The following is a 25,161-nucleotide window of genomic DNA, read 5'->3' as shown; positions in this document are numbered from 1 at the left end:
AAAAACTTTTATAAATCTTGATGCGTTAGAAATATAGGGCGAATCTTTACGAACTGTTTCCTATGAATACGATAGCAGATGGAACGATCAATGCGTATGAATATGATGGATTTGGAAACCGTACGAGTGATATCATTTTAATTCTTCTGCAAATGGTAGTAGTTCATCTTGAATCGAGGGATTCATTAGAAAGGATGACGCTTTTGAGTATTTGAGGGTATTAAAACCTCTTGAGTTGATGGACATGTATGGTGACCCCCGTTTATGAAAAATAAAATTCTTTAAAAATGGAGAGCCGCGACCATAAACCTGCATTATTAATGTAGAATTGTGATGCCGGCTCTTTATTCACTAAAACGGCAAGTTAGTGAATAAATTGTTCATATGTATTTAAAGCTTATTTTCGGGAGGAGCTTAAACAATGAGAGCACCATATCAAGTATTGATTTTTCCTTATATAAAAACGGATGATTCCATTCAATATGCCATTTTTAACCGAAGTGATTATGGTTATTGGCAAGGAATAGCTGGTGGTGGAGAAGATGGTGAGACTCCTATTGAATCAGCAAAACGGGAAGAGTTTGAAGAGGCTGGTATTATAAGAGAATGCCCATATATAACATTAGATTCTGTGTCGTCATTACCAGTAGAGGATGTAGTTGACGGATTCCTTTGGGGAGAAGAAGTTTATGTAATAAAAGAATTTTCTTTTGGAGTTAAAGTTCCTACAAAAAATATTTCATTATCTAAGGAACACTTCAATTATAAATGGTTATGCTTTGAGGAAGCAGTAACCCTTTTGAAATGGGATAGCAACAAAACAGCATTGTGGGAATTAAACAAAAGGCTATTAAAACAATTAAAGTGTTAGCTAACAAAGACGTTAGTGGAACAACAATTGAGCAATTTAAAAAAGCTTTGCCACACTTCAAATGCAGCAAGGCTTTTATTTTTCTTAGTGTGGTTTTTTTGATTTGCGGTCTGTACCTCAACATCAACGGTAATAACTATAGGTTTTCTAAAACCAACTAGTGATCAAATCCATTTAAAAATTTTATATATACAATTGTTATGCTAACTCCAAAATCAAATTATAAAATGAACTATCCTAAACTTGAATCAATTTCATAATCTATTTCCACTATAATGATTTCATCATAAGTTTATACTTACTACAAAAACAAATAAACTCGTCCTACTAAGAGGGGAGTTTGTTTGTTTTTTGTTTAGATAATGGAATGTTCATGCAAAATTGCACACTATGTTCCATATTTTTTATAGAATACTTTATATCTAGCGTTTCAAGAATTTGTTTCACAATATATAGTCCTAAACCGCTTCCTCCAGTATTTCGATTCCTTGATTTTTCAATTCGATAAAACGGTTTGAAAATTTGTTGTATATCTTCTTCTTTAATATTGACACCTGTATTCATAATTTGCATTTTAATTTGACCTTGTTTAGGATCCTTACTTAACTGTATATAAACTTTTTCATTATGTGGTGAATACATAACCGCATTATGGATAATATTTTTACATGCTTTTTCTAAAAGAACATAATCTGTATAAACGGAAAGGTCAGAATCAATTTCTTTTATTATTTGGATGTTTTTTTGTGAAGCGAAAAATTCGAGATCTTTTGTAATTGTATTTATTAACTTTGAAAGATTAACTTTTTCTACTTTTAGTTTAAAGGTGTGTTGTTCTAATTTCGATACGCTTAAAATTTCACGAACTAATTGTTCCATACTTTCAATAATTTGATGATTCTTCTTTAAATATTGATCGCGATTTTGATAAGGGCCAATATTGTATATCATTCCTTCTAAGTATCCTTTCATTACAGTAAGAGGGGACTTTAATTCATGTGCTACAATCGCAAAAAACTCTCTGCGTTTTGTTTCTATTTCTCTTTCTTTTTCAATATCATTTTTTAATTGTTCATTTGCTTTTTTTAAATCAAACATAGCTTGTTGCAAGTTAATAGACATGTCATTCAAACTATTAGATAATTCTCCTAACTCATCTGTAGAGCGAACCTCAATTTTTTCGGAGAAATCTAAATTTGCCATCTTTTGTGCACCTTCATTAATATAAATAAGTGGCTTTGTAATAAACCTGGAATAAAAATAAGCACTCCCTATACCAATAACGAGCACAATGATACTAATATAGGGGAGAAAGCGTACTAAAACCTGTGAAGCTTCATCAATCGGTTGAAATGTAGCAAACACTACAAGCGTTAAACTACCATCTTGAAATTGAATTGGTTTCGTAACGTTATATGAATTGCTAAGGGTACTTGCATTCTCGAATCGTGTTGCTTTAGTAACTACTGTTTTTTGCGTACCACTTTGAATAAAAGAAAATGAAGGAGAGTAAATAATTATTCCTTCTTTATTTTGAAGATAAAGCATCGCATTATTTTTTTTTGCGTATTCATCAAAAAGTGGTATCGCATCTTGAAACGTAAGATTTTTAGATTTATCAATGATTTCGTTTATCCCTGTTTGAAGTTGATCTGTTTTATATTGCTCATAAAACGTCGGAAGAAAGAAGTATAAAGTTAAATAAATCAATATTGCAAAGGATAATAAAATGAGAGATGTAGTCATAAAGAGTTTATAAGTAATTTGCTTCATTTTCATGAGTTTCACAATACTATTCATCAATTTTATATCCAATACCCTTTATTGTTTTAATATAAGGGATAGCTAATTTTTTGCGTAGGTTTTTAATATGTGTATCGATTATTCGTGTTTCTCCAAAATAATCGTAACCCCAAACTTTTTCTACGATATTTTCTCTTGTAAGTACTTTTCTCTCATTTTGAAATAGTAGTTGTAGAATTTCAAACTCTTTTGTCGTTAATATAATTTCAACGTCATTTACATATACTCTATATGCATCCACATCAATACGCACTTCTTTAAATATTAAATGATTATTTACATTTTTATCATAACTTCTTCTAAGTACAGCTTCGACTCGTCTAATCAAAACATGAAATGAAAAGGGCTTTGTTATATAATCATCGATCCCAAGGTCGAATCCTTTCATTTGATCTTCCTCTTCTTCCAACGCAGTTAGCATAATAATTGGTACGTTTGACTGACTTCGAATCATTTTAGAAACTTCAAACCCATTAAGATTGGGCATCATGACATCTAGAAGAATTAAATCAAATGATTGATTATTAAATTGTGTCATACCCTCTAGTCCATCTGAAGCGACTACCACTGTATAATGCTGTGTCATTAAAAATTGTTTAATTAATTCCTGAATTTCTTGATCGTCCTCTACCACGAGAATATGATAGTTTTTCATAATATCACCTCTGGTAGTCATTATAGCCGTACTATCTGGAGTTTATGTGGAGATACAATAGGAACTTCATAGGACGTTTAACGTATTAGCTTCATTTTCAAGAATGTGTATTCTCCAAAAAAATATTATTAGCCATATTCCGTTTTATGAAAAAATAATTGTATGCTTGAAAAAACTTATCGTATGAAAAGCTGAACGATTTATATTTCTAAAAAACTAATGTATAATATTGGGAACTACATGTGATTTCTTAAACTGTGTGAACATATACTTTCGCTACTTACTAGAAGGGGAAACGGAAATGAATTTCAATAAAAAAAAGCTAGCGAAATTATAGAGTGTACGTCACAAACTTTAGAGTTTTTTTGCTAATTTAGTAAACGCTTAAGGTGTGAACTAAGGATTATTTAAATCATCCGAGAAAGGTTGTGAAATTATTTGATGGGTTATAAAGCGATGCTGTTTGATTTAGATGATACATTACTTGATAGGGATAAAGCAGTAGAGGCATTATTTTTAATTGTGTTAGAAAAGTGTTATGAAAATGTAGATGGTGCGGCTAAAAGCAACATGTTACAGAAATTCAAAGAATACGATAAAAGAGAATATGGCATAAGTAATAAAACGACAGTTTTAGAATCATTGTTTGATGAATTCACACCAAGGTATAGATTGCCACGCAATTACATCCAAGATTTTTGGAATAATAATTTCCCTAGATGTTTTTCAATAGACCAAAATACTATTCATTTCTTAAATCAAATAAAGAAGCACTTTAAAGTTGGAATTATAACAAATGGATCAACTCAGAGGCAAAAAGCTAAAATATTTAACACGAATTTAAATAGGTATTTTGAAACAATTATTATTTCTGAAGAAGTGGGATTTAGTAAACCTGATAAACGTATATTCGAACTAGCATTAAATGAGCTAAATTTACAACCGGAAAATACTTTATTTGTTGGGGATGACTTAGAAAAGGATATTGCTGGTCCTCAAAATGCAAATATAAAAGGTGTGTGGTTTAACCCTCAGAAAATCAAGAATACTACCAAAATACAACCATATGCCGAGATTAACACTTTGGATAGTTTGTTAAGTTATGTTACTCCACAATATTTTTATAACAAGTAAAAGAAATTATATATATATTCAAAAATACAAAAAAGAAACTATCATTAATTTCATTGACCGTATTAGTAATAAAAAATAGATATTTACAATAAAAAATAGAGGCGATTTTAATAGCTGCGGCTAATTTAATCTATGATTAATACGAAGTTTTGTAAAACAATTTTACTCATACTGTGTAAATTATAAAGGGGTGGGACTATGGAAATAAAGAAAGTAGTAATCGATGGAATCAATATTGCGGTCATTAGAAACGATAAGGTATTAATATCGGATGTTCAGTCTGCATTAGATACTATGGCAACAGTTCAATATGATGTAGATGCGAAACATATTATTATCCATAAATCTTTAATAAGTGAAGATTTCTTTGATCTAAAAACACGGCTTGCGGGCGATATCCTTCAAAAGTTTATAAACTACAAGGTAAAGATTGCTATCGTTGGGGATTTTTCTATGTACACTAGTAAAAGCTTAAAAGACTTCATTTATGAATGTAATAAAGGTAATAATATTTTTTATTTAGCAACTGAACAACAAGCAATTGAAAAATTGGGTACATTGAAATAATCTAGTCAACCTGCATAATCATATTCCACTAAAATAACCCTCTTTTTCACGTCGTTATTACTATATATTATCTACACGATATATAAGAACTAATGTTTGTGATAAACTAAAAGGTGGATAAAGGGGGAGTTTACTTGAACAACTTTAATGATATCATTCAAAATTTAAATGACATAGTATATAAACCTAATAACTTAATAATCACTAATCTAAAAGAAGAAAGACAAAACTCAGAGTATGCTGGGGCGTTATTTCACTTAAATAACAAAACGATACGTTTTAGAGTATCAAAAATTACTCCTAACAAAATTGGTCAATTTGTTTCTTTTTGGGAGAAAAATGAAAACATGCAAAATCAAGCGTTTTCTTATGACGCTGCTCCTGACTTATTAGTTATCACATGTATTAATGATCATAAACTAGGACAATTTATTTTCCCGAAAGAGATTCTTCTTGAAGAAAAAATATTAAAAACTCAAAGTCAAAAAGGAAAGATGGCTATGAGAGTTTATCCTATATGGGATAACCCTGTTAGTAATCAAGCTAAAAAGAGCCAAATGTGGCAACTTCAATATTTTATTGATTTAAGTAATATTAATAGTGTATCCATAGACAAACTATTACATTTATATTCGTAGCATCCCAGAGTAAATAAGAGGCATTTTAATGATGCCTCTTATTTTAATTTCTTATATTAGGTTATCTTGTGAATTAGAATTTTTGTACCGGTACAGTTAATCGGAATGTACATTGTTACAGTACCTCATCACATATACAATCAGCATATATTATTTTAACTTATAACTTATTAAGGAGTGCTGAATATGACAAATTTACAAGACCAACTCTTTACAAGATTAAACCTTGAAAAACGTACTGAAATAAAGTTTGAAGAATTAAGTACAATACTCTTTGCATTTGCTCACACAATACCGTTTGAGAATTTAGATGTTATAGCAGGTAATATAAATGCAATTTCTATGAAAAACTTACAAGAGAAAATTTTAACTAGTTCCCGCGGTGGGCTTTGTTATGAATTAAATACTCTTTTTTATTATTTTTTAAAAGATAGTGGTTATGATGTACAACTCGCACTAGGTACTGTATATAAAAATGATATAAATGCTTGGGCACTTGAGGACGGACATATAACAATTATTTTAAATAAAGATAACGTACAGTATTTAATTGATGTAGGTATAGCTTCGTTAGTACCTCTCGTTCTTGTACCTTTTACTGGTGAGTCTGTTTCTTCAAAAAACGGTTCGTACCGGGTGAGACGAAAAGATACGAGTAAAGGCAATTATGTTCTAGAAAGAATAGATGTTGATGGAGAATGGAAAATTTGTCATGCTTTTTATACTCATATTATTGACGAGACAGTAGTAAACGATGTTCAAAGAAGAGTGGTAGAAGATGAAAAGTCTATTTTCAATAAAGGACCAATTGCAGTAAAGTTGACGAACGCTGGCCATATCTCTTTAACGAATTCTAGTTTAACTGAAATGATGTATGGAGCAAAAACTAAGCGTGAAATTACAGAAGATCAATATAGAGAGCTTTTATATACTTTATTTGCTATTGAGTTGTGATTATACAAATAGCCTGTTCTTATTCGGAATCGGCTATTTGTATAATTTTTGGTTTAAAAGGTTTTCTTCTAATGTTTTTAATGTTTCTGCAGCCTCTTCATATGAATTAAAAACTGGTTCTTTTCCATCATCCTCTTGTAAAACCAGCTCTTCAAATAAAGATTTTTGTTCTTTTGAAACAGAATAATACTATTTAAAGTTTGATTTTCTAACTAGATATAATACACTAGAACAGTATAAAAAAGTATGTACAATGAATTTCGAATGTAAAGGAAGATTATTATGTCAGTTATCGATAAATTGAAACTTGATAAGTATACGAATATGGTTGTTATTAACGAACCAAGTGATTATGACATTTTCACAGGTAAAGAAACTGCATTTTCAAAAGAACACGATGCTATTTTTATTTTTGTTGAAACGCTTGATGAAATGGTGAAACAAACGAATTTTATTATTAGTAATGAAGCATTATTACTTGAAAAAGGTTATGTGTTTTTCGCATATCCGAAAAAAGGTAATGCTCGTTACAGTACGTTTATTCACCGTGATGAGATGTTTCCAGCATTAAGCGTTGGTGAAGATGGATATGTAGGAGAAAGCGAAATTAAATTTGCTCGAATGGTAAGTATGGATGACGTCTTTACTGTTGTAGGCTTAAAGCGTGAAAAGAAAAAAGCGACGAAAACGCCTGCTATGAGTCAATGTGTTGCCGATTATGCAGATCGAATTAAAGATGTTGAAGCTTTATTAGCTAATCATCCCAATGAACTTAAATTTTATCAAAGTTTAACTCCTGGATATCAAAAAGATTGGGCACGTAATTTATTTTCTGTGAAACAAGAAAAAACACGTGAAAAACGTTTTGAGAAAATGATTGAAATCCTTTCACAAGGCTATAAAACAATTGAATTATTCCATAAGAAGAAAAAATAACGATTAGGAAAGTCACAATGATGAAACAATTAATTGCGATGAGTACATTGAAAAAAGGATTCCTTCTATTATACTTAAGAATGTTCTTATATTTATATAATTAGTAAAGAGAAAAGGTGTTTGAAATGAAATCGTATATTGTAGTTGGATCTGGAATTTTAGGAGCGTCTACTGCTTATCATCTGGCTAAGGCTGGTGCGAATGTTACTATCATGGATCGCCAACAATTAGGGCAAGCAACTGATGCAGCAGCAGGTATAGTATGTCCATGGCTTTCACAACGTCGTAATAAAGCGTGGTATAAAATCGTTAAAAGCGGTGCACGTTACTATTCTTCGTTAATTCAACAATTAGAAGAAGACGGTGAAACGGATACAGGTTACAACCGTGTAGGTGCAATTAGTTTACATACTGACGAGAAAAAACTAGATCAAATGGAAGAGCGAGCTTATAAACGACGTGAAGATGCACCAGAGATTGGTGAAATTACGCGTTTATCAGCTGAAGAAACGAAAAAATTATTCCCGGCATTATCAGAAGAATATAGTTCTGTTCATATTAGTGGTGCTGCAAGAGTAAACGGAAGATTATTACGCAACGCATTAATAAGCGCTGCGAAAAAACATGGTGCAACTTTCATAAAAGGAGATGCAGTATTAGTCCGTGAAGGGAATCATATTACTGGAGTTAAAGTAAATGACGAGACAATTTTAGCAGAAAAGGTTATTGTAACTGCTGGCGCATGGGCGAACGAAATATTAAACCCATTAGGAATTAATTTCTTAGTTACGTTCCAAAAAGGACAAATTGTTCACCTGCAAATGGAAAATACAGCAACAGAAAATATGCCTGTTGTTATGCCGCCAAACGATCAATATATATTAACGTTTGATAATGGTCATGTTGTAATTGGTGCAACACATGAGAATGATACTGGTTTCGATCACCGTGTAACTGCAGGTGGTTTACATGAAGTATTCCATAAAGCGTTAGCAGTTGCACCTGGCTTAGAAGATGCTACAATGCTTGAAACGAGAGTAGGATTCAGACCATTCACACCAGGATTCTTACCTGTTATCGGACCAATACCTAACTTTGAAGGAATTCTCGTTGCGAATGGATTAGGAGCTTCAGGTTTAACAGCTGGTCCATACTTAGGAGCAGAACTTGCTAAACTAGCGCTCGGACAGCCTATTGAATTGGATTTAAATGATTATGATGTTGCTGGTGCAATTGAATGATAAAAAAGATTAGGAGCGAATCCTAATCTTTTTTATTTATAAATATTTTCTTGTAATTATATCACTACCAATTTCAAAACGGGATATTTTGAATAAATGAAACCGTCAAAATAATTGTCGATGCGGAACCAGCAGATAATAAAGTTACGATTTTTCGTCCATTCTGTTCTTTTGAAGGTTTTATAAGTTCTGTAATCAACACAATCCATATTATAATAGAAACTATAGAAATAATATTTATAGACATATGTAACACACTCCTTCTTGTTTTTACATGGACATTTCTTCTTTTATAAAATAAAAGCAATCTGACAAGAAAATATGTATAGCGTTACAAATTAGTATTTTCCTGTCAGACCACCTTTTTTAAATAGAAATACGACTGATAAAATGATAACAACAGCTTTCAAACTGCCCCAATATGGATAAACAGCATGATCTGTTAAACTAGCATATTGAAAAATATTCTCTAAACCGAAAATCCCAATTATGACCGCTAAAAGAAAAGCAGCTTTTCCAATAGTATTATTACGATAGATGGTAAATAAATATAGTGCAAATATAAGTGGTACTATGATTTGTAGTAAAAGTGTCATAAGTAGTCCCCCTAGTTTATTTATAATTATATTATATGTAAAATTGTAATAAAAAGGAATATGAGTTAATTGATACTAATAAGACTACTCTAATCATACTCTTCTATTAAATAAAAGAAAAAGGGGTGGACAGTTAATTGACTAAAGTTAAGATTCGTTTACGGCCCATTGTTCATAATATAAATTTACCAACTGTAATAAAAACAGCCATAATTCCAGGTGAATCGACCGAAAGATTATTCATCGCAACTCAATTAGGAGAGGTTTTTTACATAGGAAACGGTGTTATAAAAACATTTTTAAATATTCGTCCACGAATTATTAAATTAGGTACATTTGAAGAAGGTGTTGCTAGTAGTGGATATGATGAGCGAGGATTGCTAGGACTTGCGTTTCATCCTCAATTTCATCATAACGGTTTATTTTATCTTCATTATTCAGTAGCTGGAACTCAAGGACCTGGTGCACTTTCTGAACAATTTAAACCGAATCCGTGTGACCCTAAAACGTTAAACTTAAAGTGGGTTAATAGAAATACGCAATATGATCATATTGATACAATTGAAGAATGGGTTTTACAATCAAATGGTCAACCTCAAAAACGCAGAACATTACTTAATATAAAACGCCCATTTTTTAATCATAACGGAGTAAACACTTTAAACTTTTCTCCTGAAACGGGAAAACTTGTTTTTACAAATGGAGATGGTGGATCGGGATATGATCCATTTAATTTAAGCCAAGATGATTTAGAAATAGCAGGTAAAATAATTGAAGTCGATGTAAGTAAAAATACAGTCATAAATAATCCTCCAGTAGTTTCGCGCTTTAATGAACTTCCTTTATCTATACAAGAAACACTTACAGTAATTGCGAAAGGTATTCGTAATATAACCGGTATTTCATTCCAAAGGTTTTATAATCAATATATTAAATATGCAGGTAATGTCGGACAGGATATTGTAGAGTCTATTTTTTCATTTGTTCAATATAAACCGATACCGGTTACCAAACTTGTTCAAACGCATGCAATGAGATTCACTCCCAATCAAGATGGGTTTATTAATTTTGGTTGGAGAGGATGGGAAGGAGAATTACCTACTTCTTTTATAAGGCACTGTTCTGAGAATCCTACTTTGGATGAGAGAACAATGGCTTATTATAATGAAACAATAGAATTATCCGCCAAGCGTATTCAGCCACTAATTAGTTATTTTCATAAAGACCCCAGACCAGATAAGTTTGGCGGAACTTCACTAACAGGCGTTCAGCCATATATGGGAACTGCAATCCCGAATTTAAATGGTAGTGTTGTATTTAGTGACCTTGCTAGGAAAGAAGAGTCTCGTCCTCCAGTTAAAGGTGTTTTAGCATATACTAGAGCCGGTACAGACGGTAAACATAATGACTTTCATGTTATTGAAACTAATTATGATTTTGGTACGCAAGCAGCTTATTATATGAGTTTAGGAACAAATTTGGATCAAACTAGGTTATATTTAGGAGTTTACGGTTCTATGAAAGTAACTGATTTTAACAAAGGTACTATTTTTGAAATTGTTCCTTGATACGATATAAATTCTCAGATTCATTCTTTTTAGAATTGGCTATTGTATAGTGATTGTTTTCTAGAAGAAGGTAACAAATAAACAATAAGTGTATAAATTAGATATCTTTAGGGGGTATTTCGATGAATCGGTTTGTACGTTATTTGTGTCAACTTATGATAGAGAATGATGCGAACTATGTTCATAAAAGAAAATTGTCCTTTGCAAATAAGATAGTCATTACAGCTTTAATGAGCGCTTTGGCCACCATGTTTCAAGCAGCGGGTAATTTAATTCCAGGTATAGGATTATTCATTAGTCCTTTTGCGACGTTACCAATTTTTTTTGCTATTTTCTACTCCATTCGTGAGGGAGTACTTTCTTATCTTCTTACTATTCTCCTATTATTTATTATTGAGCCGAGTGAACTAATTGTATTTCCCTTTACTACAGGCTTATTAGGTATAGCCTTAGGGCTTTCCTTTAAACAATTCAAGAGAAGAATTTGGGTGGTTTCCTTTTCTGCGATTTGTCTACTTATAGGAATTATGATTGTTCTAGATATTTTCCGTTTTCCCGTACTTGGTCCTATTATTCATACAACTATGGATATAAACATTATTTTATCAATATTTATACTGAGCTTTCTATACTGCTGGATCTATGCAGGGCTTTGTAGAATATTGTTGAATAGAGTATATAAAGTCTGGTTTTAACAATCGTATAGAATGGAGATTTAAAACATGTATAACGTTGAAATTAGGAGACCGAATTCGGATGATTTAGAGGAACTTCACTTGTTTTTCCGTATAGTTATTACGGATACATATAAAAATGAAGGATTATCACAATTATTGGGTGACATAGAAAATGAAATTAACTTGAAAAAGCAATATTTAAAAGATGATTTTGATAGTAATGGAGAAAATCGTTACTTTTTATTAGCGATAGATACAAATAACGATAAAATGATTGGAACAATTGAAATTGGTCCAGCAAGTACATTGATTACTAGTTGTACAGGCGGTGTACTTAAGGATTTGTATGAAATAGGAACTGTATTTATACTTCCTGAGTATCAAAGAAAAGGTATAGGGAGTTTACTATTACATGCAATGTATCTTACATTACTTAGCAGAGGAATAACAGAATACTGTTTAGATAGTGGATACAAAAAAGCACAAAGTATATGGACAAAGAAGTTTGGAGAACCTAGTTATGTACTGAAGGATTATTGGGGAAAATCAAGTGATCATATGATTTGGAAGAAGAGTTTACATGATACACCTATAATATTTGAATTATAAAATGAAATATGCCTCTGGACATAGCTTTTCTTACGTATGTATGCTATTATTTATCTTTATAATAAAAGAGGACGTGAATGAACTTGATTAAAATTAATATTCCTGAAGCTGATGTTTCAATTACTGAACGTAAACAAGTTATTAAAGGAGACGAGGCAATCATTACTCCAATTAATGGTTTTATCGATTTCCACTTGTTCCCTAGAGATAAAGGCGGCATTTTTATGTTTTACAATATTAATGACGAACTGCTTTTCGTAGGTAAAGCTCGTAAAATTAGACAACGTATTAAAAAACACTTTGAAGACAATGTTTCACCAATTAAAAATCATCGTGACGAAGTATACCGTATTGATGCATGTATCGTAGAAGATCCAACAGAAAGAGAAATTTACGAAACATATATCATTAATGAATACAAAGCAAAATATAACGTTGATAAAGTATTCTATAAATAAGCAACATAAACGAAAAACAATCCTAGCATTTATACTGGGATTGTTTTTTTATTTAGCTTTATTCTTCATTTCTTTCTCCTTTTTTAAAATAATTAGCAGCAATTAAACAGAAAACCCCTATAAATAAAATTATTATTCCGAGCGTTTTATGTTTTCCTTCAAAGAAAGGAATGTCTGAAATAACATTAGTCATACATAATCCTAAAAACACAAGGATAGGTCCCACCCAAAGTAATACATTACCGAATTTTGTGTGCCTCCACATATTAACCCACCTCGACTCTCTTTACATATATATCCATAATTTAAAAGTAAATTCATAGAGAAATATAGTTTTTTTCATATCGAAAATTTAACCTTCATATATTGGTACAAGCAAACGAGAAAGGAGACCATCATGAATTGGTTAGAAGCATTTATTTTAGGTATAATTCAAGGGTTAACAGAGTTTTTACCGATTAGTAGTACAGGGCACCTTTATTTAGGACGGCATTTGTTTCAATTAGATGAAGCGGGATTGTTTTTAGATACGACGCTGCATATTGGGACTTTGCTTGCCGTGTTTATTTATTACAAAAAAGAATTTATATATTTAATGAAAAATCCATTTTCAAAGCTTATGTTATTACTTATCGTTGGGACGATACCTGCGGTTGTAATCGGTTTATTATTTAAAGACTTCTTTGAAGATATTTCAAAAACAGGCATTACCATCGGTTGGGAGTTTTTAGTGACAGGTTTCTTTCTATATATGGCCGATAAACAAAAGGATGGTCGTAAAAAAATGGACGACATTACATATAAAGATGCATTTATCATTGGTTCATTTCAAGCGGCTGCTATTTTCCCGGCAATTTCTCGCTCTGGAATGACGATTGTCGCTGCTTTATGGAGAAAACTAGACCGTGAAACAGCAGCATACTTTTCTTTTTTATTATCTACGCCAGCAATAGTCGGAGCAATCATCTTGCAATTTATAGATGTTTTTCAAGGGAAAGCAGAATCTATTTCTAGTACATCATTAATTGTCGGAACGTTATCAGCAGCTTTCTTTGGTTACATAGCAGTTTCATGGATGATTCAATATTTAAAACGTCATTCCTTAAAAGTATTCGCGTATTACGTATGGGGATTAGGTATTTTAATTTTAACGTTGCAATTTACTCATGTATTTTAATTATAATGATAAAGAAGCAATGTAATTAAGGTCCTGTTTCATTTATACACGACAGGATCTCTTTTTATTAAGGGGGAGAATATGTTTAATAAGGCTATTGTTATTGGTGGAAGTATGGCGGGAAAGTTTGCAGCAAAGGCATTATCAACTTCTTTTAAAGAAGTAATCATTTTAGAAGTCGGTGACAAATGGGATGGAAAAGCTTCAAGAAAAAGAGTTCCACAAAGCGATCATCCTCACGTGTTATTAAAAGGTGGAGAAAAAGCAATTGAAGAATTGTTTCCTACTATTACGAATGAATTAATAAAAGCGGGCAGTATTATAAATAACTTTACGCGTGATTTGAAATGGCATCAATTTGGTCTATGGAAACAACCATTCATAGGGGAAGTTCATATGATTCAACAAAGTCGTCCTTTATTAGAATGGCATATTCAAAAACGAATTGATCAAATTTCAAATATTACTATTACATATAAAACATTGGTTAATGGGTTATTAGTAGATGGGAAGCTTAACAAAGTGTGTGGAGTAAAAGTTAAATATTTAGAGACAGGCATGCAAGAAGAAGTTCATGCAGATATTGTAATTGATGCAAGTGGATTTGGCTCAAAAAGTATGGAGTGGCTACGAGAATACGAAATTGAAGTACAAGAAGAGAAAGTTCGTATCGATTTATTTTACGCAACAAAAATGTTCCAACTTAAAGAAAATGAGGAGTTAGACTGTTGTAATATGCTAATGTCTCCGAGTTTCCCTGAAAACCCTTATGGCGTTCTTATTCAAACGATTGAAGATAATCGTTATTTTGTTACTTTCAGTGGATACGCAAATGAGAAAGCACCACAAACAGATGATGAGTTTTATGATTTTGCTGAAAACCTATCAATTTCTAATGTTACAGACTTCCTAAACAAGGCTGAGGGAATTACTGATATAAAGACATACCAAATTCCCTATCAAGTACGCCGGCGATTTGATTTAGTTAACAATGTACCAGAAGGGTTGTTAGTAGTTGGAGATGCACAATGTCGTTTTGATCCTGTTTTCGGTCAAGGTGTTTCAGTTGCTGCTATGGAAGCTCACCAATTGCAATTACTTTTGCAAAGTAGAAAACAGCTCGATAAAACATTTACACAACAATTTTATAAAAAGACAGCTGACATAATAGAAATCCCTTGGGATATGACAACAACGGAAATATCACGTCACCCGCAGCTAAAGAGAGAATTAACTACGAAACAAAAATTTCAGCTATGGTATACGAAACAAATATATCGACTTTCCGCAAGTGATTCTGATGTTTATATTCGGTTAGTACGAGTGATGAATTTAATTCGTAGTCCATTTCACCTTTTTCATCCGAAAGTGCTACTAGCTGTATTACTTAATCGAAAGAAATAGCAGGAATATAATTGATTAAAAAAGAATGTATAACAGTTAGTAAATCAAGAAGGAGAATACTGGATGGAAATATACATAGAGCAACTAAAAAAACAAGATGCTGCGGATTTATTTACATTTGAACTTACGAATAAATCTTTTTTTGAAACGATGGTACCAAATCGTGGTTCGCAATATTTCGATTTTGAATATTTTCAAAAACTATTAGACGATTTATTAATAGAACAGGCAGATGGAAGTTCTTATTTTTATTTAATTCGTAATGAAGAAAAAGAAATTATAGGACGAATTAACTTAGTAAATATAGATACCGAAACTCGAATCAGTTCGTTAGGTTATCGAGTCGGAGAAAAATTCACTAAAAAAGGAGTTGCAACAGCAGCTGTAAAATTAATTTTAGACGTAGCGAAAAATAATGAAATTAATGAGGTTCATGCTAAAACAACGACTAATAATCTTGCATCACAAATTGTACTAGAAAAAAGCGGATTTTCTTTTAAAAATGAAGCAGATACAACTTCTGTAGAATTAAACGGAGAACGTGTAAATTTTGTACATTATATTTGCAGAACTACTTCGTGTTCAAAATAATAGGGGGGACTTATTCATGAATGATTTACGATATCCAATTGGCCAATTTACATACAAGCGTCCTATTACTGAGGAAATGATTGATAAATGGATTCAAGAAATTGAGGATGTACCTACTGATTTAGCAAAGGCAATTAAAGATTTAGATCAGAAGCAGTTAGACACACCGTATCGCGTTGGTGGATGGACAGTTCGTCAAGTTGTTCATCACGTTGTTGATAGCCATATGAATAGTTACATACGCTTTAAATTAGCACTAACAGAAAAGAATCCAACTATTAAACCGTATAAAGAAGAAAAGTGGGCAGAATTGCCAGATTCGAAACTACCTGTAGATGTTTCACTAGTAATGCTAGATTCATTACATAAAAGATGGGTTAACCTTTTATATTCATTAGAACCTACTGATTTAGAAAAGACATTTAATCATCCTGAATCTGGTGAAACAAAACTTGCTGTTGCAATTGGATTATACGCATGGCACGGTCGTCATCATACAGCACATATTACTTCATTAAGAAAGCGCCTAGATTGGTAAGATGAATATTATACTAAAAAGAGCAACTGAGAAAGATGCAGTGGACATATTCACAATGCAAGTTACATCATTTTATCCGTTATTAGAGAAGTACCAAGACTATGAGACGAGTCCAGCGAATGAGCCGATTCAACGAACGATGACAAGAATTAAATACCCGAATGGTGGATTTTATAAAATTATCGTAGATGGTCAGTTTGTCGGGGCAATATGTATATATTACAAAGAAAAAACAAATCAATTTTGGATAAGTCCTATGTTCATACATCCAGAGTTTCAAGGAAAAGGAATTGCTCAAAAAGTATTATTATTAATTGAGGAGATGTTTCCTGAAGCGATAAGTTGGGAACTTGCTACTATTTTAGAAGAAGAGAGAAATTGTTTTTTATATGAAAAGATAGGTTATAAAAGAACAGAAGTTATAAAGAAATTAAATGATAAAGCTACACTTATTTATTACAAAAAAGAAAGGTAAAGCATTAGAAATACGCTTTACCTTTTTATGTTAATAGAGATTAAATATACAAATACTTTGTATATACTTCCAAAATATTCGGGTTAGTAATTTCATAAATGAATAAAAATACAAAATAACTATTTTGTCGTATATGTTACTAACGCTTTTTGAATGCTTAAAATACTATCGTCACCTTTAAATTCTTTTGCAATTGGATCATCCATACTAGACACCCAAATTTTAAGCTCTGCATCTAAATCAAAATGCCCAGCTGTTTCAATGCTAAATTGTGTAATACTTTTATAAGGAATAGAATGATACTCTGTTTTTTTACCTGATATTCCTTGTTTATCTACTAAAATAAGACGACGATTTGTAAATACGATTAAATCGCGAATTAATTTATAAGCATGCTCAACTTTCTCATCGTCTAGCATAATCTTCTCTAAATCACGTTCTACACTTTCTGTACTCGCATTCGATGCATTTCCTAAAATACCGCTAAATAAACCCATATGAAATTCCTCCTTTAATATATGTGGGATGTGTTACTTATATTGTACCATGCTACTTACTAAGAAATTATGACATTACTTTAGTAGTTTCTGGTTATTGTTGCAATTCGATTATATAACCTCATCTTAAAATCTTATGCTAATATGTAAGTAAGAAAAAAGGAGTAGAGGGATATAGCATGAAGAATATTGGTTTAGTATTAGAGGGCGGAGGAATGAAAGGTTTATATACTGCAGGAGTACTCGAATATTTCATGGAACAAAACTTATTCTTTCCGTATGTAGTCGGTGTATCTGCTGGAGCGTGTATGGGAGCAACCTATTTGTCACGTCAAAAAGGAAGGAATAAGAAAGTGAATACAGAGCTAGTAGCAGATCACAGATATATATCATATCGAAATTTAATCAGAAAACGTGAATTATTTGGTATGGATTTTCTATTTGATGAAGTACCAAACAAAATTGTACCGTTTGATTTTCAAACTTTCCTACATTCAAATGAACAGTTTGTAATTGGAACGACCGATTGCGATTCAGGACAGGCTGTTTATTATAATAAACAGGAACATGGAAATGATATTTTAAAAATCATTCGTGCATCAAGCTCTGTCCCGTTTATAGCACCTGCTGTAGAATACGATAATCGAAAGTTGTTAGATGGAGGGATTATAGATCCTATACCAGTTTTTAAAGCGCAAAATGATGGTTATGAAAAGAACGTTGTTATTATGACAAAACCAGAAGGATATGAGAAGCAGCGAAATAAATTTTCTGGCCTGACTAAAATTTTATATAGAAAATATCCGAAAATCGCAGAGACTTTAGTAGAGCATTATCGTTTTTATAATGAGACGATATCTTATATGAATCAAAAAGAACAAAAAGATAATTTTTATGTTATTCAGCCTAGCGTACAACTTCCTATAAGCGGAATAGAAAGAAATAAGGAAAAGCTTGTTAATCTATATAATCTTGGGTATATCGATGCTCAATATCACTATGAAAACTTATTAAATTGGATAGAGAAATAAAGGAGTGGGTATTTGAAGTTAGGAAAACAAATTATGTTTAATGAATTGCAAAAAATGCATAGTCCTCTATATAAACCATTTCCGAATTGTGACATTCAAAAAATACGGAAAGATTATAAAAATATGTTCACAGAAGATGATTGTATAAGCGCTGATTTAAATTATTATTGGATGCATACAGCAGGGACTTTGAGTTACGTACTTAATGAAAACGAAAAGGAGATTTCGTTTGAGCAAATAAAGTGGCTGAGAAAATCATTTTTCGAATGGTTTCCGCAATATCGTTTTATAGAAACAGAAATTGTGAAGTATCCCGTTTTGTATAGAAATTTCATGAATTATGAGAAAGCGCGAAAACTATTACTATATTATCTTACTGAATAAAAATTAAAACGTACAAGTTATGCTGCTTGTGCGTTTTTTTTCATAAAAAATACAATTTTAATACCTTGTTTATATAGGGATTCTAATACGAAGAAAGAAGTACATATAGAATGATGTAAGGGAGGGAGAGGCGCTTAGATACCGTTTTCCTTTAATCCATTATCCACCTCGAATATAGTTAGTTATTTATGATAAAATATTTCGAGTGAAATTAAGTACTTATTATATCCAGTATTAAATAAGTTAAGCCAGGAGGAACAACAGTAAAATGGAAAACGTATCAAATCTAGACAAATCGGAATCAATAAAATCTTTACAATCAACAATTCGTAAACTTGAAAATGCACTGTCACAAATGACTCAAAAAGGTGCAAATACTACATTAGTGAAAAAACGATTTAAAGCTGTTTGCATAGGGTTAGCAGCGCTAGAAAACGCTTGGAATCAACAAAGTCATCAGTATAGTCAAGAAGAGTTAATAGAAGCTCGTAATGTCCTTGTTGGTTTGCTTCCATCAATAGAGAGGGCTTATGATAAGTCTAAAGTAGGTAGTCCGCAAAGAACTCTTTTAACAAGAAGAATAAAAGCGTTGGAACTATCTGTTCAGGCAATTGATAAACTTTCCTAATAAAAAGAAAGAAGTACAACGAAGGAGGAAGTGGGGGTGACTTCAATAATTAGTCCTAAGTTAGAGGAACTGAATAATCAATTAAAAAATGGAAACGAGAAAGCTTTTTATACTTTTTTGCATGAAATAAAGTCGAATAATACGCCACTAATAGAACAATGTCCTGTAGCTAATCAGTATAAGCTTATAACGTATATTTGGTTAAGTGACCGAAAAACTGAAAATGTTTATGTATTCGGCAGTTTTCCTGGTTGGGATCTGTCTGTAAATCAATTAAAACGATTTTTTCAGACAGATATTTGGTATGAAACGTTTAGGACGGATAAGAGTTTTATTTCAACGTACTATTTTTCAGTAAACGATTTTTTCAAAAATGATTGGATAAAGCGTAGTGGACAGTACCAACTAGACCAATTTAATGGAAATACATTTGGAGAAGGTGCCAATAAAGCGTCTATGTTAAACACAGGAATGGAAGTGCAGTATAGCAGTCGTTTTCCTTCAAAACATTATCCATCCGGAAAAATTGAAACATATTCTTTTCATAGTACGATTTTAAATAACACACGTAAAATTCATATTTATACGCCTCATGATTATTCTCACACTTCACATCTTCAAGAACTTCTCATTGTATTTGATGGGAATTCATTCATTAATAACCTTTCAATCGCAAGAACACTCAATTATTTAATTCACACAAAAGAAATCCCATCTTGTATTGCTGTTGCTATAGAACCAGTTGATCGGCTAGAAGAGCTAACTTATAACGATAAAATGAATATATTTTTAACAGAGGAATTACTGCCGTGGATTCATGCTAAGTATCGTGTGCATCAAGACCAAGACGCGAAACATACAACAATTGCCGGTTTCAGTCTTGGTGGCTTAGCAGCTTTTTATGCAGCGCTTCAAAATCCACATGTTTTCGGGAACGTGTTGTCAATGTCTGGATCCGTACATTGGAAAAAGGATGGTTATGAAAATCAAATTCCTTGGACTGAAAATCAAATTTCATCTATAGATTTCAATACGAGTCAACCTCATTTTTACATAGCAGCAGGAGAACTTGAAAACAAACCTCTTTTAACGGCTAATAGACGCCTGTATAAAGCTTTAAAAGAAAAAGGACACCAAATTATTTATGAAGAGTTTCAAGGCGGTCATGACGGTGTTTGGTGGCGAGAAAAGTTATTTGATGGGTTGAAAGCATTAAAACCTACAAAAACGCTACTATAAAATATAAAGGGGAGAGATTTTATGAATCAAGAAGAACTAGATAAAAAACTAAAAAAGCAAGAGATTTTAGTAAAAGATGAGAAAGTTTGGTCCTATACGTATGAGGATCATATTAGTTCTATCGTTAAAGAAGCAGAAAAGAAAGGGTCTTTTGATAATTTGCCAGGTAAAGGGAAACCTCTAAATCTAGATAAAGATCTTTCGTATAATCCTGAAAAACAACTGTATAGAACTTTGGAAAATAATCATGTTTTACCTAGGTGGATTGAGCTTTCAAAGGAAATTGATGATTTAAAAGAAAGGCTAAAAGAAACTACAAATACTGCAGAAGTAGCGGATTTAATTCGAACTCTTAATAAAAAGGTTTTAGAACATAATCTACTTTGTCCACCAAGTGCGCAAAAAACGAGGATGAAAACGGACTTTTAACAATTTTCAATGAAGCTATCTCTTACTATATAATTAAGTAAGGCATTTTGAATTCATTATTAAAGGGAGGCAAATGTGATGAAGAATACGTATCAACTTCAAATTCCGAAAGAACTAGAACAGTATCGTAGTATTTTAGAAGAAAGTGTGAAACCGTATGTTAAAGTTTCTGGAACATTAGCAGAGACAACTCTTTTTGAGAGTAAGTTTGGTGGTCATCCGTATTTACCTATAGATCAAGAGCATCCTAAAGACTCAAATGGGCAACCGATGATGCTACTTGCTCAATTAAACTTTGAAGAAATGCCTCATATTGAATATATGCCTCAAAATGGTATGTTACAGTTTTTCGTAAGTGCTGATGATGAGCTTTTTGGAGCAGATTTTGATCATCCAACTGACCAAAAAGACTTTCGAATTATGTATCATTCTACAATTACAGAAGATTTAACTAAGGTTATTACTGATTTCAGTTATTTAAACACTTTAGATTCAGAGGATTTTATCATACCTGAAGCAGCAAAACTAAAGTTTGAATTGAATTATCAACCAGTAACATCTAGAGATTATCGATTTGAAATGATTTTTAACGATAACATTGATTGGGAAGAAATCGTTGATAAAGAAAACAATACAGAATTAGGCGAACTGTATGATGATTTATGCGAAGATCAAGGGCATAAAATTGGTGGTTATCCATTTTTTACACAGACAGATCCAAGAGAATGGCAAGAAAAATACAAACAGCATGATGTGTTATTGCTGCAAATCGATACAGACGACTCATTAAATATTATGTGGGGAGATTCTGGTGTTGCTAATTTCTTTATAAAGAAAGATGATTTGTTAAATCTAGATTTTTCCAATGTTATTTACAATTGGGATTGCTACTAAAAAGATATATATAATCTAATAGCAAGTTAAAAAATCTTCCTGAAGGCGAGGAGGATTTTTTTATGTTACAAATAAACGTTATGTTAACTAGCGTATAGAACAATAAGCGCATTAAAAGTCAAGCGTAAATGATAGAAATAACAACAAATAAAGTAAAGCTGTAAAACGTGTGTAAATAGCAATAAATTGAATAAGTAAAACATAAAATAAAATTATTAATTTATATTTTGTATAGAAATAATTTTTATGCAGAAAAATTTCTTGTCGATTAAAAATGATTTGGATTCGTTAAATCTTAAGTAATTATTGATTAGGATTTGCTATGATTCATTTAAAGCAAAATAAACGATAAAACTGTAGAAATTCATATAGATTAGATTTTATGGGAATCTCACTGAAAATCTCCGTTTCGTCTCATTAAGTATAGTTTACTTGGTTTTTGATACCTGTAAACACTTTGTTTCTATAACTGCCTATAATATATATTATGTTAACTAATTAAAAATAATAAACTTATTATAAGTTAGTTCTAGTCGTTATGCTTCCCCTTTCTCTTTGAATTAATACTGTGTGACGTATTGTGTGGTAATTATATTTAAGACAATAAAAAATACAATTCGTTTGAAATAAACACATTAAACGAATTGTATTGATATTAATTCCGAATAAGCTTTTAAATTTAGTTTGCTACAGCAATTGCTTCAATTTCAATTAATAAGTTATCGTTAATAAATCACCAATGCCGACTATTTGACCATCAGTGTTAATCGCTACTTGTCCAGATATGTAAATTGTTCGTTTAACGTTAGTAACTTCGACTACATGTGAGTATCCAAAAGTTGGTGGCATCGTTTCTGGATTGATAAATTTCTTTTGCATGGCTCTTCTCCCCTTTGAATATCTTATTTTCTTTATATTAGATTTTAATTTCAGATTATCCCCTATTTACTAATAATTCTTTATCCATTCAGCTGCTACATATGTAAAAGTATATTAGCACTTTAATTTAAAGTTATTAATGGATCATGTACGTTTGGTTTTCTTGTGCGCTTGTTATAATTACACCTTGTTTTATTAATTCTTCAGTTACTTTTGTATAGAAAAAGTGATACCACCAGATAAAAAACTCTTCATAAGTTATTTCATTTGAGTATCTGCTGCTGGCAAAGTATTGTTTTAAAGATTTATCGTATTCTTTAAATAATGAGATTAAATCTTCACTGATTATGTTTGCAATTTCGTGAAGCGTAGATAAGTCTTTTCTTTTAAACACTGGGATAATAGGTTGTGAATTTTGATATAAGCCTAATTTTTCATAAACTACATTTAAATTTAAATCTATTTGTCTATCTGCTGCTACGAAACCTTTTACAAATTGCTTTTTCTTATAATTAATATCAGTATTAGTGTTTTGAAAATATTCTTCAAATATTTCGTTATTTGCTGTTATTAAATTTAATGTTGAATATCGAGAATTTCCATAAAGACCAATTTGAACTTCTCCTAAATCTAAATACGCATTACTATACATCCCGAAAGCCCCTATATCTGCTAGTTCTTGTTCTTGAATAGTATAATAATATCTTTTCTTATTTCTTAAAGGTCGTTTCTTTTTTTTAAATAGTTTTCTTCAATGTAATTTATTTGTCCAAAATCTAATAGCACACCACTATACAGTAAAAGACTATACGATTCTTTAGGTAAATGATTAAACGTGTCGATTCTTTTTGAGATAAATTCAATTTGATTTGAATGATTTTCAATGATCTTAAGTGTTGGTTTAATTAGAGGTTCACAAAGATTATAAAGTTTTTTTCCTTCACAAGCTGTTATCACCATACACGTTGGATAGTACCTCCCTCCTGTTTGTTTCAATAGCCCCTCTACTTCTAATGAATTAACGCGCTTTTCAAATTCATCATTTGTCCAATTTAGCATCATTTTTATAGCATTTGACTCAAAACCAAGATGAAATCATTTTAGTTTCATAAGATGTATGTAATATATTCTCCGGACTATTATTAGTGGGCATTTCATATTCCCTCCCTTACTAGTAAATTCATTGTAAAATCTATGTATTTATTAAGTTCTATAAACGAAAATAAGTATCCTCTAATAATCTCAAATTAAAAACCTTAGCATAGATATACTAAGGTTTTTTGCATTTTTATAGTGAATGAATTCTTTCATAGTCTTTTTTAAATTGATTATCATTTTTTAACCAACGCTTAGAAGTTGATTCGCTTATTTTTAAATTAGAGCAAGCTGTATCATTACATTTATTTTTCATATATTCATTAAGGAAATTTTGTTTTCTTTGTTTAACGGCAGTTTGAGTTTGTTTTAGTTTTCGATCTTGTAATTGATCTAGACTTAGACTTTCTTTTCGAAATTCTTCATATTTTCTATGTAAATAAATATCTTTGTCTTTATAAATCCAATTTGAAAATAATTGTATTGATTTTCTCCCTGTTAATATGACACGATAATGTTTATTTTGATTTAGTAAATCGGCTAGTAAATTGTGATTTTGTAGTACCTGATTTAAAGAATTCATAAAGCTATATGATCCTCCTACAAAGCTTACTGTATAAGTTTCATACTTGACGTAACCATCCCCATCAAAATATCCACGAACAAAATGATGTAAATATTCTTCTGGTACAAAAGGAAATTCGATGTTAAATGATTTACACGGCATGATTCCGTGTATGTTCATAAGGTCGTCTTTTATTGTTTTACTATTAATGTTTAGCATATATACGCCTGTTTTTTTATTTTGGTAAAGTGGCTGGTTTGTGTTTAATTCTTTTTTAATATCTTCTAAGATGTCACTTTCTTTTTGTGAGATACTGACACATTGGTTTTCTTTTTGTATTACACCATCTGCTGCTATAAACCCTAAAATATAAGCCATATTATTTGACCAAGTTTTAAAATAATCTTCTTTTAGGTCATACTTCCTCTTCCAACTACCTATAGCTCGTCTTGGTACGTTATTGTCTTTTAAAACCATACGAATATACCTTGCAGACACATTAGCAAGTATAGCAATTTCTGAGGTACTCTTCCCTTCTGCATACAACTGGATGATTTCAGATTTTGATAGTTTACATTTTGACTTCTTTTTTCTCTCTATTTGCATCCTCTCCTTCCTATTGTTCATT

General features: G+C 31.3%; 30 protein-coding genes and 2 pseudogenes. 23 read left to right on the top strand and 9 right to left on the bottom strand.

What is annotated here, in order from left to right; genetic code table 11:
- Nucleotides 1-62 precede the first annotated feature (62 nt).
- Both ACUN26_RS10345 and ACUN26_RS10340 read left to right on the top strand, forming a co-directional pair.
- Nucleotides 63-215, top strand: coding sequence for a hypothetical protein (locus tag ACUN26_RS10345; protein ID WP_002038895.1), 153 nt, complete (start codon nucleotides 63-65; stop codon nucleotides 213-215).
- A gap of 206 nt (nucleotides 216-421) precedes the next feature.
- Entirely contained in the window at nucleotides 422-871 is a 450-nt protein-coding gene (locus ACUN26_RS10340) for an NUDIX hydrolase (RefSeq protein WP_001202614.1), read from the top strand.
- A gap of 327 nt (nucleotides 872-1,198) precedes the next feature.
- Here ACUN26_RS10340 and ACUN26_RS10335 read toward each other — a convergent pair whose 3' ends face one another.
- Both ACUN26_RS10335 and ACUN26_RS10330 read right to left on the bottom strand, forming a co-directional pair.
- A complete protein-coding gene (locus ACUN26_RS10335; protein WP_001084877.1) occupies nucleotides 1,199-2,671 on the bottom strand; it encodes a sensor histidine kinase in 1,473 nt (490 codons plus the stop codon).
- Nucleotides 2,664-3,329, bottom strand: a complete 666-nt coding sequence (locus tag ACUN26_RS10330) for a response regulator transcription factor (protein WP_000800729.1) — start codon at nucleotides 3,327-3,329, stop codon at nucleotides 2,664-2,666. The genes ACUN26_RS10335 and ACUN26_RS10330 overlap by 8 nt, the downstream gene beginning before the upstream one ends.
- 441 nt (nucleotides 3,330-3,770) lie before the next feature.
- Here ACUN26_RS10330 and ACUN26_RS10325 point away from each other — a divergent pair, with 441 nt between their 5' ends.
- The 6 genes from ACUN26_RS10325 to ACUN26_RS10300 all read left to right on the top strand — a co-directional run bounded on the left by ACUN26_RS10325 (nucleotide 3,771) and on the right by ACUN26_RS10300 (nucleotide 8,799).
- Nucleotides 3,771-4,463 (top strand): HAD family hydrolase, encoded by a 693-nt coding sequence (locus ACUN26_RS10325; protein ID WP_000540715.1) that lies wholly within the window; start codon nucleotides 3,771-3,773, stop codon nucleotides 4,461-4,463.
- A 198-nt stretch (nucleotides 4,464-4,661) separates the two neighbouring features.
- Nucleotides 4,662-5,030, top strand: a complete 369-nt coding sequence (locus tag ACUN26_RS10320; RefSeq protein WP_000403457.1) for a DUF4180 domain-containing protein — start codon at nucleotides 4,662-4,664, stop codon at nucleotides 5,028-5,030.
- A gap of 134 nt (nucleotides 5,031-5,164) precedes the next feature.
- Nucleotides 5,165-5,668, top strand: a complete 504-nt coding sequence (locus tag ACUN26_RS10315) for a MepB family protein (protein ID WP_001058755.1) — start codon at nucleotides 5,165-5,167, stop codon at nucleotides 5,666-5,668.
- Between the two features lie 186 nt (nucleotides 5,669-5,854).
- On the top strand, nucleotides 5,855-6,622 hold the full coding sequence (locus ACUN26_RS10310; RefSeq protein WP_000183393.1) for an arylamine N-acetyltransferase family protein: 768 nt from the start codon (nucleotides 5,855-5,857) through the stop codon (nucleotides 6,620-6,622).
- 282 nt (nucleotides 6,623-6,904) lie between these two features.
- A complete protein-coding gene (locus tag ACUN26_RS10305) occupies nucleotides 6,905-7,558 on the top strand; it encodes a YdeI/OmpD-associated family protein (protein WP_000110837.1) in 654 nt (217 codons plus the stop codon).
- Between the two features lie 125 nt (nucleotides 7,559-7,683).
- On the top strand, nucleotides 7,684-8,799 hold the full coding sequence (locus tag ACUN26_RS10300; protein ID WP_000844376.1) for an NAD(P)/FAD-dependent oxidoreductase: 1,116 nt from the start codon (nucleotides 7,684-7,686) through the stop codon (nucleotides 8,797-8,799).
- 73 nt (nucleotides 8,800-8,872) lie between these two features.
- Here ACUN26_RS10300 and ACUN26_RS10295 read toward each other — a convergent pair whose 3' ends face one another.
- Complete coding sequence (locus ACUN26_RS10295; protein WP_131229101.1) at nucleotides 8,873-9,055, bottom strand: hypothetical protein; 183 nt, start codon at nucleotides 9,053-9,055, stop codon at nucleotides 8,873-8,875.
- A gap of 82 nt (nucleotides 9,056-9,137) precedes the next feature.
- Complete coding sequence (locus ACUN26_RS10290) at nucleotides 9,138-9,395, bottom strand: hypothetical protein (RefSeq protein WP_000173573.1); 258 nt, start codon at nucleotides 9,393-9,395, stop codon at nucleotides 9,138-9,140.
- Nucleotides 9,396-9,532: 137 nt separating this feature from the next.
- On the opposite strand from ACUN26_RS10290, the gene ACUN26_RS10285 reads away from it, so the two are divergent.
- The 4 genes from ACUN26_RS10285 (at nucleotide 9,533) to ACUN26_RS10270 (ending at nucleotide 12,707) form a co-directional block, all read left to right on the top strand.
- Complete coding sequence (locus ACUN26_RS10285; protein ID WP_000169935.1) at nucleotides 9,533-10,963, top strand: PQQ-dependent sugar dehydrogenase; 1,431 nt, start codon at nucleotides 9,533-9,535, stop codon at nucleotides 10,961-10,963.
- A gap of 122 nt (nucleotides 10,964-11,085) precedes the next feature.
- A complete protein-coding gene (locus ACUN26_RS10280) occupies nucleotides 11,086-11,658 on the top strand; it encodes a hypothetical protein (protein ID WP_001079201.1) in 573 nt (190 codons plus the stop codon).
- 27 nt (nucleotides 11,659-11,685) lie between these two features.
- Entirely contained in the window at nucleotides 11,686-12,249 is a 564-nt protein-coding gene (locus ACUN26_RS10275; RefSeq protein WP_000282923.1) for a GNAT family N-acetyltransferase, read from the top strand.
- Nucleotides 12,250-12,326: 77 nt separating this feature from the next.
- Nucleotides 12,327-12,707 carry a nucleotide excision repair endonuclease gene (locus ACUN26_RS10270; RefSeq protein ID WP_001048938.1) on the top strand — a complete coding sequence of 127 codons (381 nt, stop codon included), beginning with the start codon at nucleotides 12,327-12,329 and terminating at the stop codon, nucleotides 12,705-12,707.
- A gap of 58 nt (nucleotides 12,708-12,765) precedes the next feature.
- Here ACUN26_RS10270 and ACUN26_RS10265 read toward each other — a convergent pair whose 3' ends face one another.
- Nucleotides 12,766-12,972 (bottom strand): hypothetical protein, encoded by a 207-nt coding sequence (locus tag ACUN26_RS10265; protein ID WP_000269008.1) that lies wholly within the window; start codon nucleotides 12,970-12,972, stop codon nucleotides 12,766-12,768.
- A gap of 132 nt (nucleotides 12,973-13,104) precedes the next feature.
- Between ACUN26_RS10265 and ACUN26_RS10260 the strand changes: the two genes are divergently transcribed.
- From ACUN26_RS10260 to ACUN26_RS10240, 5 genes are all read left to right on the top strand, one after another.
- Nucleotides 13,105-13,884 (top strand): undecaprenyl-diphosphate phosphatase, encoded by a 780-nt coding sequence (locus ACUN26_RS10260; RefSeq protein ID WP_001104286.1) that lies wholly within the window; start codon nucleotides 13,105-13,107, stop codon nucleotides 13,882-13,884.
- Nucleotides 13,885-13,965: 81 nt separating this feature from the next.
- Nucleotides 13,966-15,288, top strand: coding sequence for an NAD(P)/FAD-dependent oxidoreductase (locus tag ACUN26_RS10255; protein ID WP_000482068.1), 1,323 nt, complete (start codon nucleotides 13,966-13,968; stop codon nucleotides 15,286-15,288).
- A 63-nt stretch (nucleotides 15,289-15,351) separates the two neighbouring features.
- On the top strand, nucleotides 15,352-15,879 hold the full coding sequence (locus ACUN26_RS10250) for a GNAT family N-acetyltransferase (RefSeq protein ID WP_000409229.1): 528 nt from the start codon (nucleotides 15,352-15,354) through the stop codon (nucleotides 15,877-15,879).
- Between the two features lie 16 nt (nucleotides 15,880-15,895).
- Complete coding sequence (locus tag ACUN26_RS10245; RefSeq protein ID WP_000999060.1) at nucleotides 15,896-16,417, top strand: YfiT family bacillithiol transferase; 522 nt, start codon at nucleotides 15,896-15,898, stop codon at nucleotides 16,415-16,417.
- A gap of 1 nt (nucleotide 16,418) precedes the next feature.
- The gene (locus ACUN26_RS10240) at nucleotides 16,419-16,892 is read left to right on the top strand and encodes a GNAT family N-acetyltransferase (RefSeq protein ID WP_001021462.1); all 474 of its coding nucleotides are present in this window, start codon (nucleotides 16,419-16,421) and stop codon (nucleotides 16,890-16,892) included.
- A 119-nt stretch (nucleotides 16,893-17,011) separates the two neighbouring features.
- Here the strand turns inward: ACUN26_RS10240 and ACUN26_RS10235 are convergent, their stop codons facing one another.
- Entirely contained in the window at nucleotides 17,012-17,389 is a 378-nt protein-coding gene (locus tag ACUN26_RS10235; protein ID WP_000522467.1) for a PH domain-containing protein, read from the bottom strand.
- 179 nt (nucleotides 17,390-17,568) lie between these two features.
- Here ACUN26_RS10235 and ACUN26_RS10230 point away from each other — a divergent pair, with 179 nt between their 5' ends.
- The 6 genes from ACUN26_RS10230 (at nucleotide 17,569) to ACUN26_RS10205 (ending at nucleotide 21,994) form a co-directional block, all read left to right on the top strand.
- Complete coding sequence (locus ACUN26_RS10230) at nucleotides 17,569-18,420, top strand: patatin-like phospholipase family protein (protein WP_000789301.1); 852 nt, start codon at nucleotides 17,569-17,571, stop codon at nucleotides 18,418-18,420.
- 12 nt (nucleotides 18,421-18,432) lie between these two features.
- On the top strand, nucleotides 18,433-18,804 hold the full coding sequence (locus ACUN26_RS10225; RefSeq protein WP_000765928.1) for a YxiJ-like family protein: 372 nt from the start codon (nucleotides 18,433-18,435) through the stop codon (nucleotides 18,802-18,804).
- Between the two features lie 268 nt (nucleotides 18,805-19,072).
- Nucleotides 19,073-19,432 carry a hypothetical protein gene (locus ACUN26_RS10220; RefSeq protein ID WP_000432672.1) on the top strand — a complete coding sequence of 120 codons (360 nt, stop codon included), beginning with the start codon at nucleotides 19,073-19,075 and terminating at the stop codon, nucleotides 19,430-19,432.
- A 36-nt stretch (nucleotides 19,433-19,468) separates the two neighbouring features.
- On the top strand, nucleotides 19,469-20,671 hold the full coding sequence (locus ACUN26_RS10215; RefSeq protein WP_000200649.1) for an alpha/beta hydrolase: 1,203 nt from the start codon (nucleotides 19,469-19,471) through the stop codon (nucleotides 20,669-20,671).
- 21 nt (nucleotides 20,672-20,692) lie between these two features.
- On the top strand, nucleotides 20,693-21,100 hold the full coding sequence (locus tag ACUN26_RS10210; RefSeq protein WP_001070917.1) for a DnaJ family domain-containing protein: 408 nt from the start codon (nucleotides 20,693-20,695) through the stop codon (nucleotides 21,098-21,100).
- Between the two features lie 78 nt (nucleotides 21,101-21,178).
- Entirely contained in the window at nucleotides 21,179-21,994 is an 816-nt protein-coding gene (locus tag ACUN26_RS10205) for a YwqG family protein (RefSeq protein WP_000799792.1), read from the top strand.
- A gap of 717 nt (nucleotides 21,995-22,711) precedes the next feature.
- Here the strand turns inward: ACUN26_RS10205 and ACUN26_RS10200 are convergent.
- From ACUN26_RS10200 to ACUN26_RS10190, 3 genes and pseudogenes are all read right to left on the bottom strand, one after another.
- Nucleotides 22,712-22,873, bottom strand: a pseudogene (locus ACUN26_RS10200) (RidA family protein); the annotation flags it as partial.
- A 136-nt stretch (nucleotides 22,874-23,009) separates the two neighbouring features.
- Nucleotides 23,010-24,026 (bottom strand): annotated as a pseudogene (locus ACUN26_RS10195) (hypothetical protein).
- A gap of 135 nt (nucleotides 24,027-24,161) precedes the next feature.
- A complete protein-coding gene (locus ACUN26_RS10190) occupies nucleotides 24,162-25,139 on the bottom strand; it encodes a helix-turn-helix domain-containing protein (RefSeq protein ID WP_001165394.1) in 978 nt (325 codons plus the stop codon).
- Nucleotides 25,140-25,161: the final 22 nt, after the last annotated feature.

It is taken from the genome of Bacillus sp. WC2503 (assembly GCF_052682895.1).
The sequence above is the reverse complement of the archived record's forward strand: the minus strand, read 5'-3'. Positions and strand labels throughout refer to the sequence as shown.

Excerpts from the sequence above, each read along its gene's own strand:
- ACUN26_RS10260 (WP_001104286.1), top strand. The coding sequence starts at position 13,105 with ATGAATTGGTTAGAAGCATTTATTTTAGGTATAATTCAAGGGTTAACA.
- ACUN26_RS10320 (WP_000403457.1), top strand. The coding sequence starts at position 4,662 with ATGGAAATAAAGAAAGTAGTAATCGATGGAATCAATATTGCGGTCATT.
- ACUN26_RS10275 (WP_000282923.1), top strand. The coding sequence starts at position 11,686 with ATGTATAACGTTGAAATTAGGAGACCGAATTCGGATGATTTAGAGGAA.
- ACUN26_RS10280 (WP_001079201.1), top strand. The coding sequence starts at position 11,086 with ATGAATCGGTTTGTACGTTATTTGTGTCAACTTATGATAGAGAATGAT.
- ACUN26_RS10255 (WP_000482068.1), top strand. The coding sequence starts at position 13,966 with ATGTTTAATAAGGCTATTGTTATTGGTGGAAGTATGGCGGGAAAGTTT.
- ACUN26_RS10345 (WP_002038895.1), top strand. The coding sequence starts at position 63 with ATGAATACGATAGCAGATGGAACGATCAATGCGTATGAATATGATGGA.
- ACUN26_RS10190 (WP_001165394.1), bottom strand. The coding sequence starts at position 25,139 with ATGCAAATAGAGAGAAAAAAGAAGTCAAAATGTAAACTATCAAAATCT.
- ACUN26_RS10220 (WP_000432672.1), top strand. The coding sequence starts at position 19,073 with ATGGAAAACGTATCAAATCTAGACAAATCGGAATCAATAAAATCTTTA.
- ACUN26_RS10210 (WP_001070917.1), top strand. The coding sequence starts at position 20,693 with ATGAATCAAGAAGAACTAGATAAAAAACTAAAAAAGCAAGAGATTTTA.
- ACUN26_RS10230 (WP_000789301.1), top strand. The coding sequence starts at position 17,569 with ATGAAGAATATTGGTTTAGTATTAGAGGGCGGAGGAATGAAAGGTTTA.
- ACUN26_RS10245 (WP_000999060.1), top strand. The coding sequence starts at position 15,896 with ATGAATGATTTACGATATCCAATTGGCCAATTTACATACAAGCGTCCT.
- ACUN26_RS10205 (WP_000799792.1), top strand. The coding sequence starts at position 21,179 with ATGAAGAATACGTATCAACTTCAAATTCCGAAAGAACTAGAACAGTAT.
- ACUN26_RS10310 (WP_000183393.1), top strand. The coding sequence starts at position 5,855 with ATGACAAATTTACAAGACCAACTCTTTACAAGATTAAACCTTGAAAAA.
- ACUN26_RS10235 (WP_000522467.1), bottom strand. The coding sequence starts at position 17,389 with ATGGGTTTATTTAGCGGTATTTTAGGAAATGCATCGAATGCGAGTACA.
- ACUN26_RS10265 (WP_000269008.1), bottom strand. The coding sequence starts at position 12,972 with ATGTGGAGGCACACAAAATTCGGTAATGTATTACTTTGGGTGGGACCT.
- ACUN26_RS10300 (WP_000844376.1), top strand. The coding sequence starts at position 7,684 with ATGAAATCGTATATTGTAGTTGGATCTGGAATTTTAGGAGCGTCTACT.
- ACUN26_RS10290 (WP_000173573.1), bottom strand. The coding sequence starts at position 9,395 with ATGACACTTTTACTACAAATCATAGTACCACTTATATTTGCACTATAT.
- ACUN26_RS10325 (WP_000540715.1), top strand. The coding sequence starts at position 3,771 with ATGGGTTATAAAGCGATGCTGTTTGATTTAGATGATACATTACTTGAT.
- ACUN26_RS10335 (WP_001084877.1), bottom strand. The coding sequence starts at position 2,671 with ATGAATAGTATTGTGAAACTCATGAAAATGAAGCAAATTACTTATAAA.
- ACUN26_RS10240 (WP_001021462.1), top strand. The coding sequence starts at position 16,419 with ATGAATATTATACTAAAAAGAGCAACTGAGAAAGATGCAGTGGACATA.
- ACUN26_RS10305 (WP_000110837.1), top strand. The coding sequence starts at position 6,905 with ATGTCAGTTATCGATAAATTGAAACTTGATAAGTATACGAATATGGTT.
- ACUN26_RS10330 (WP_000800729.1), bottom strand. The coding sequence starts at position 3,329 with ATGAAAAACTATCATATTCTCGTGGTAGAGGACGATCAAGAAATTCAG.
- ACUN26_RS10340 (WP_001202614.1), top strand. The coding sequence starts at position 422 with ATGAGAGCACCATATCAAGTATTGATTTTTCCTTATATAAAAACGGAT.
- ACUN26_RS10250 (WP_000409229.1), top strand. The coding sequence starts at position 15,352 with ATGGAAATATACATAGAGCAACTAAAAAAACAAGATGCTGCGGATTTA.
- ACUN26_RS10270 (WP_001048938.1), top strand. The coding sequence starts at position 12,327 with ATGAACTTGATTAAAATTAATATTCCTGAAGCTGATGTTTCAATTACT.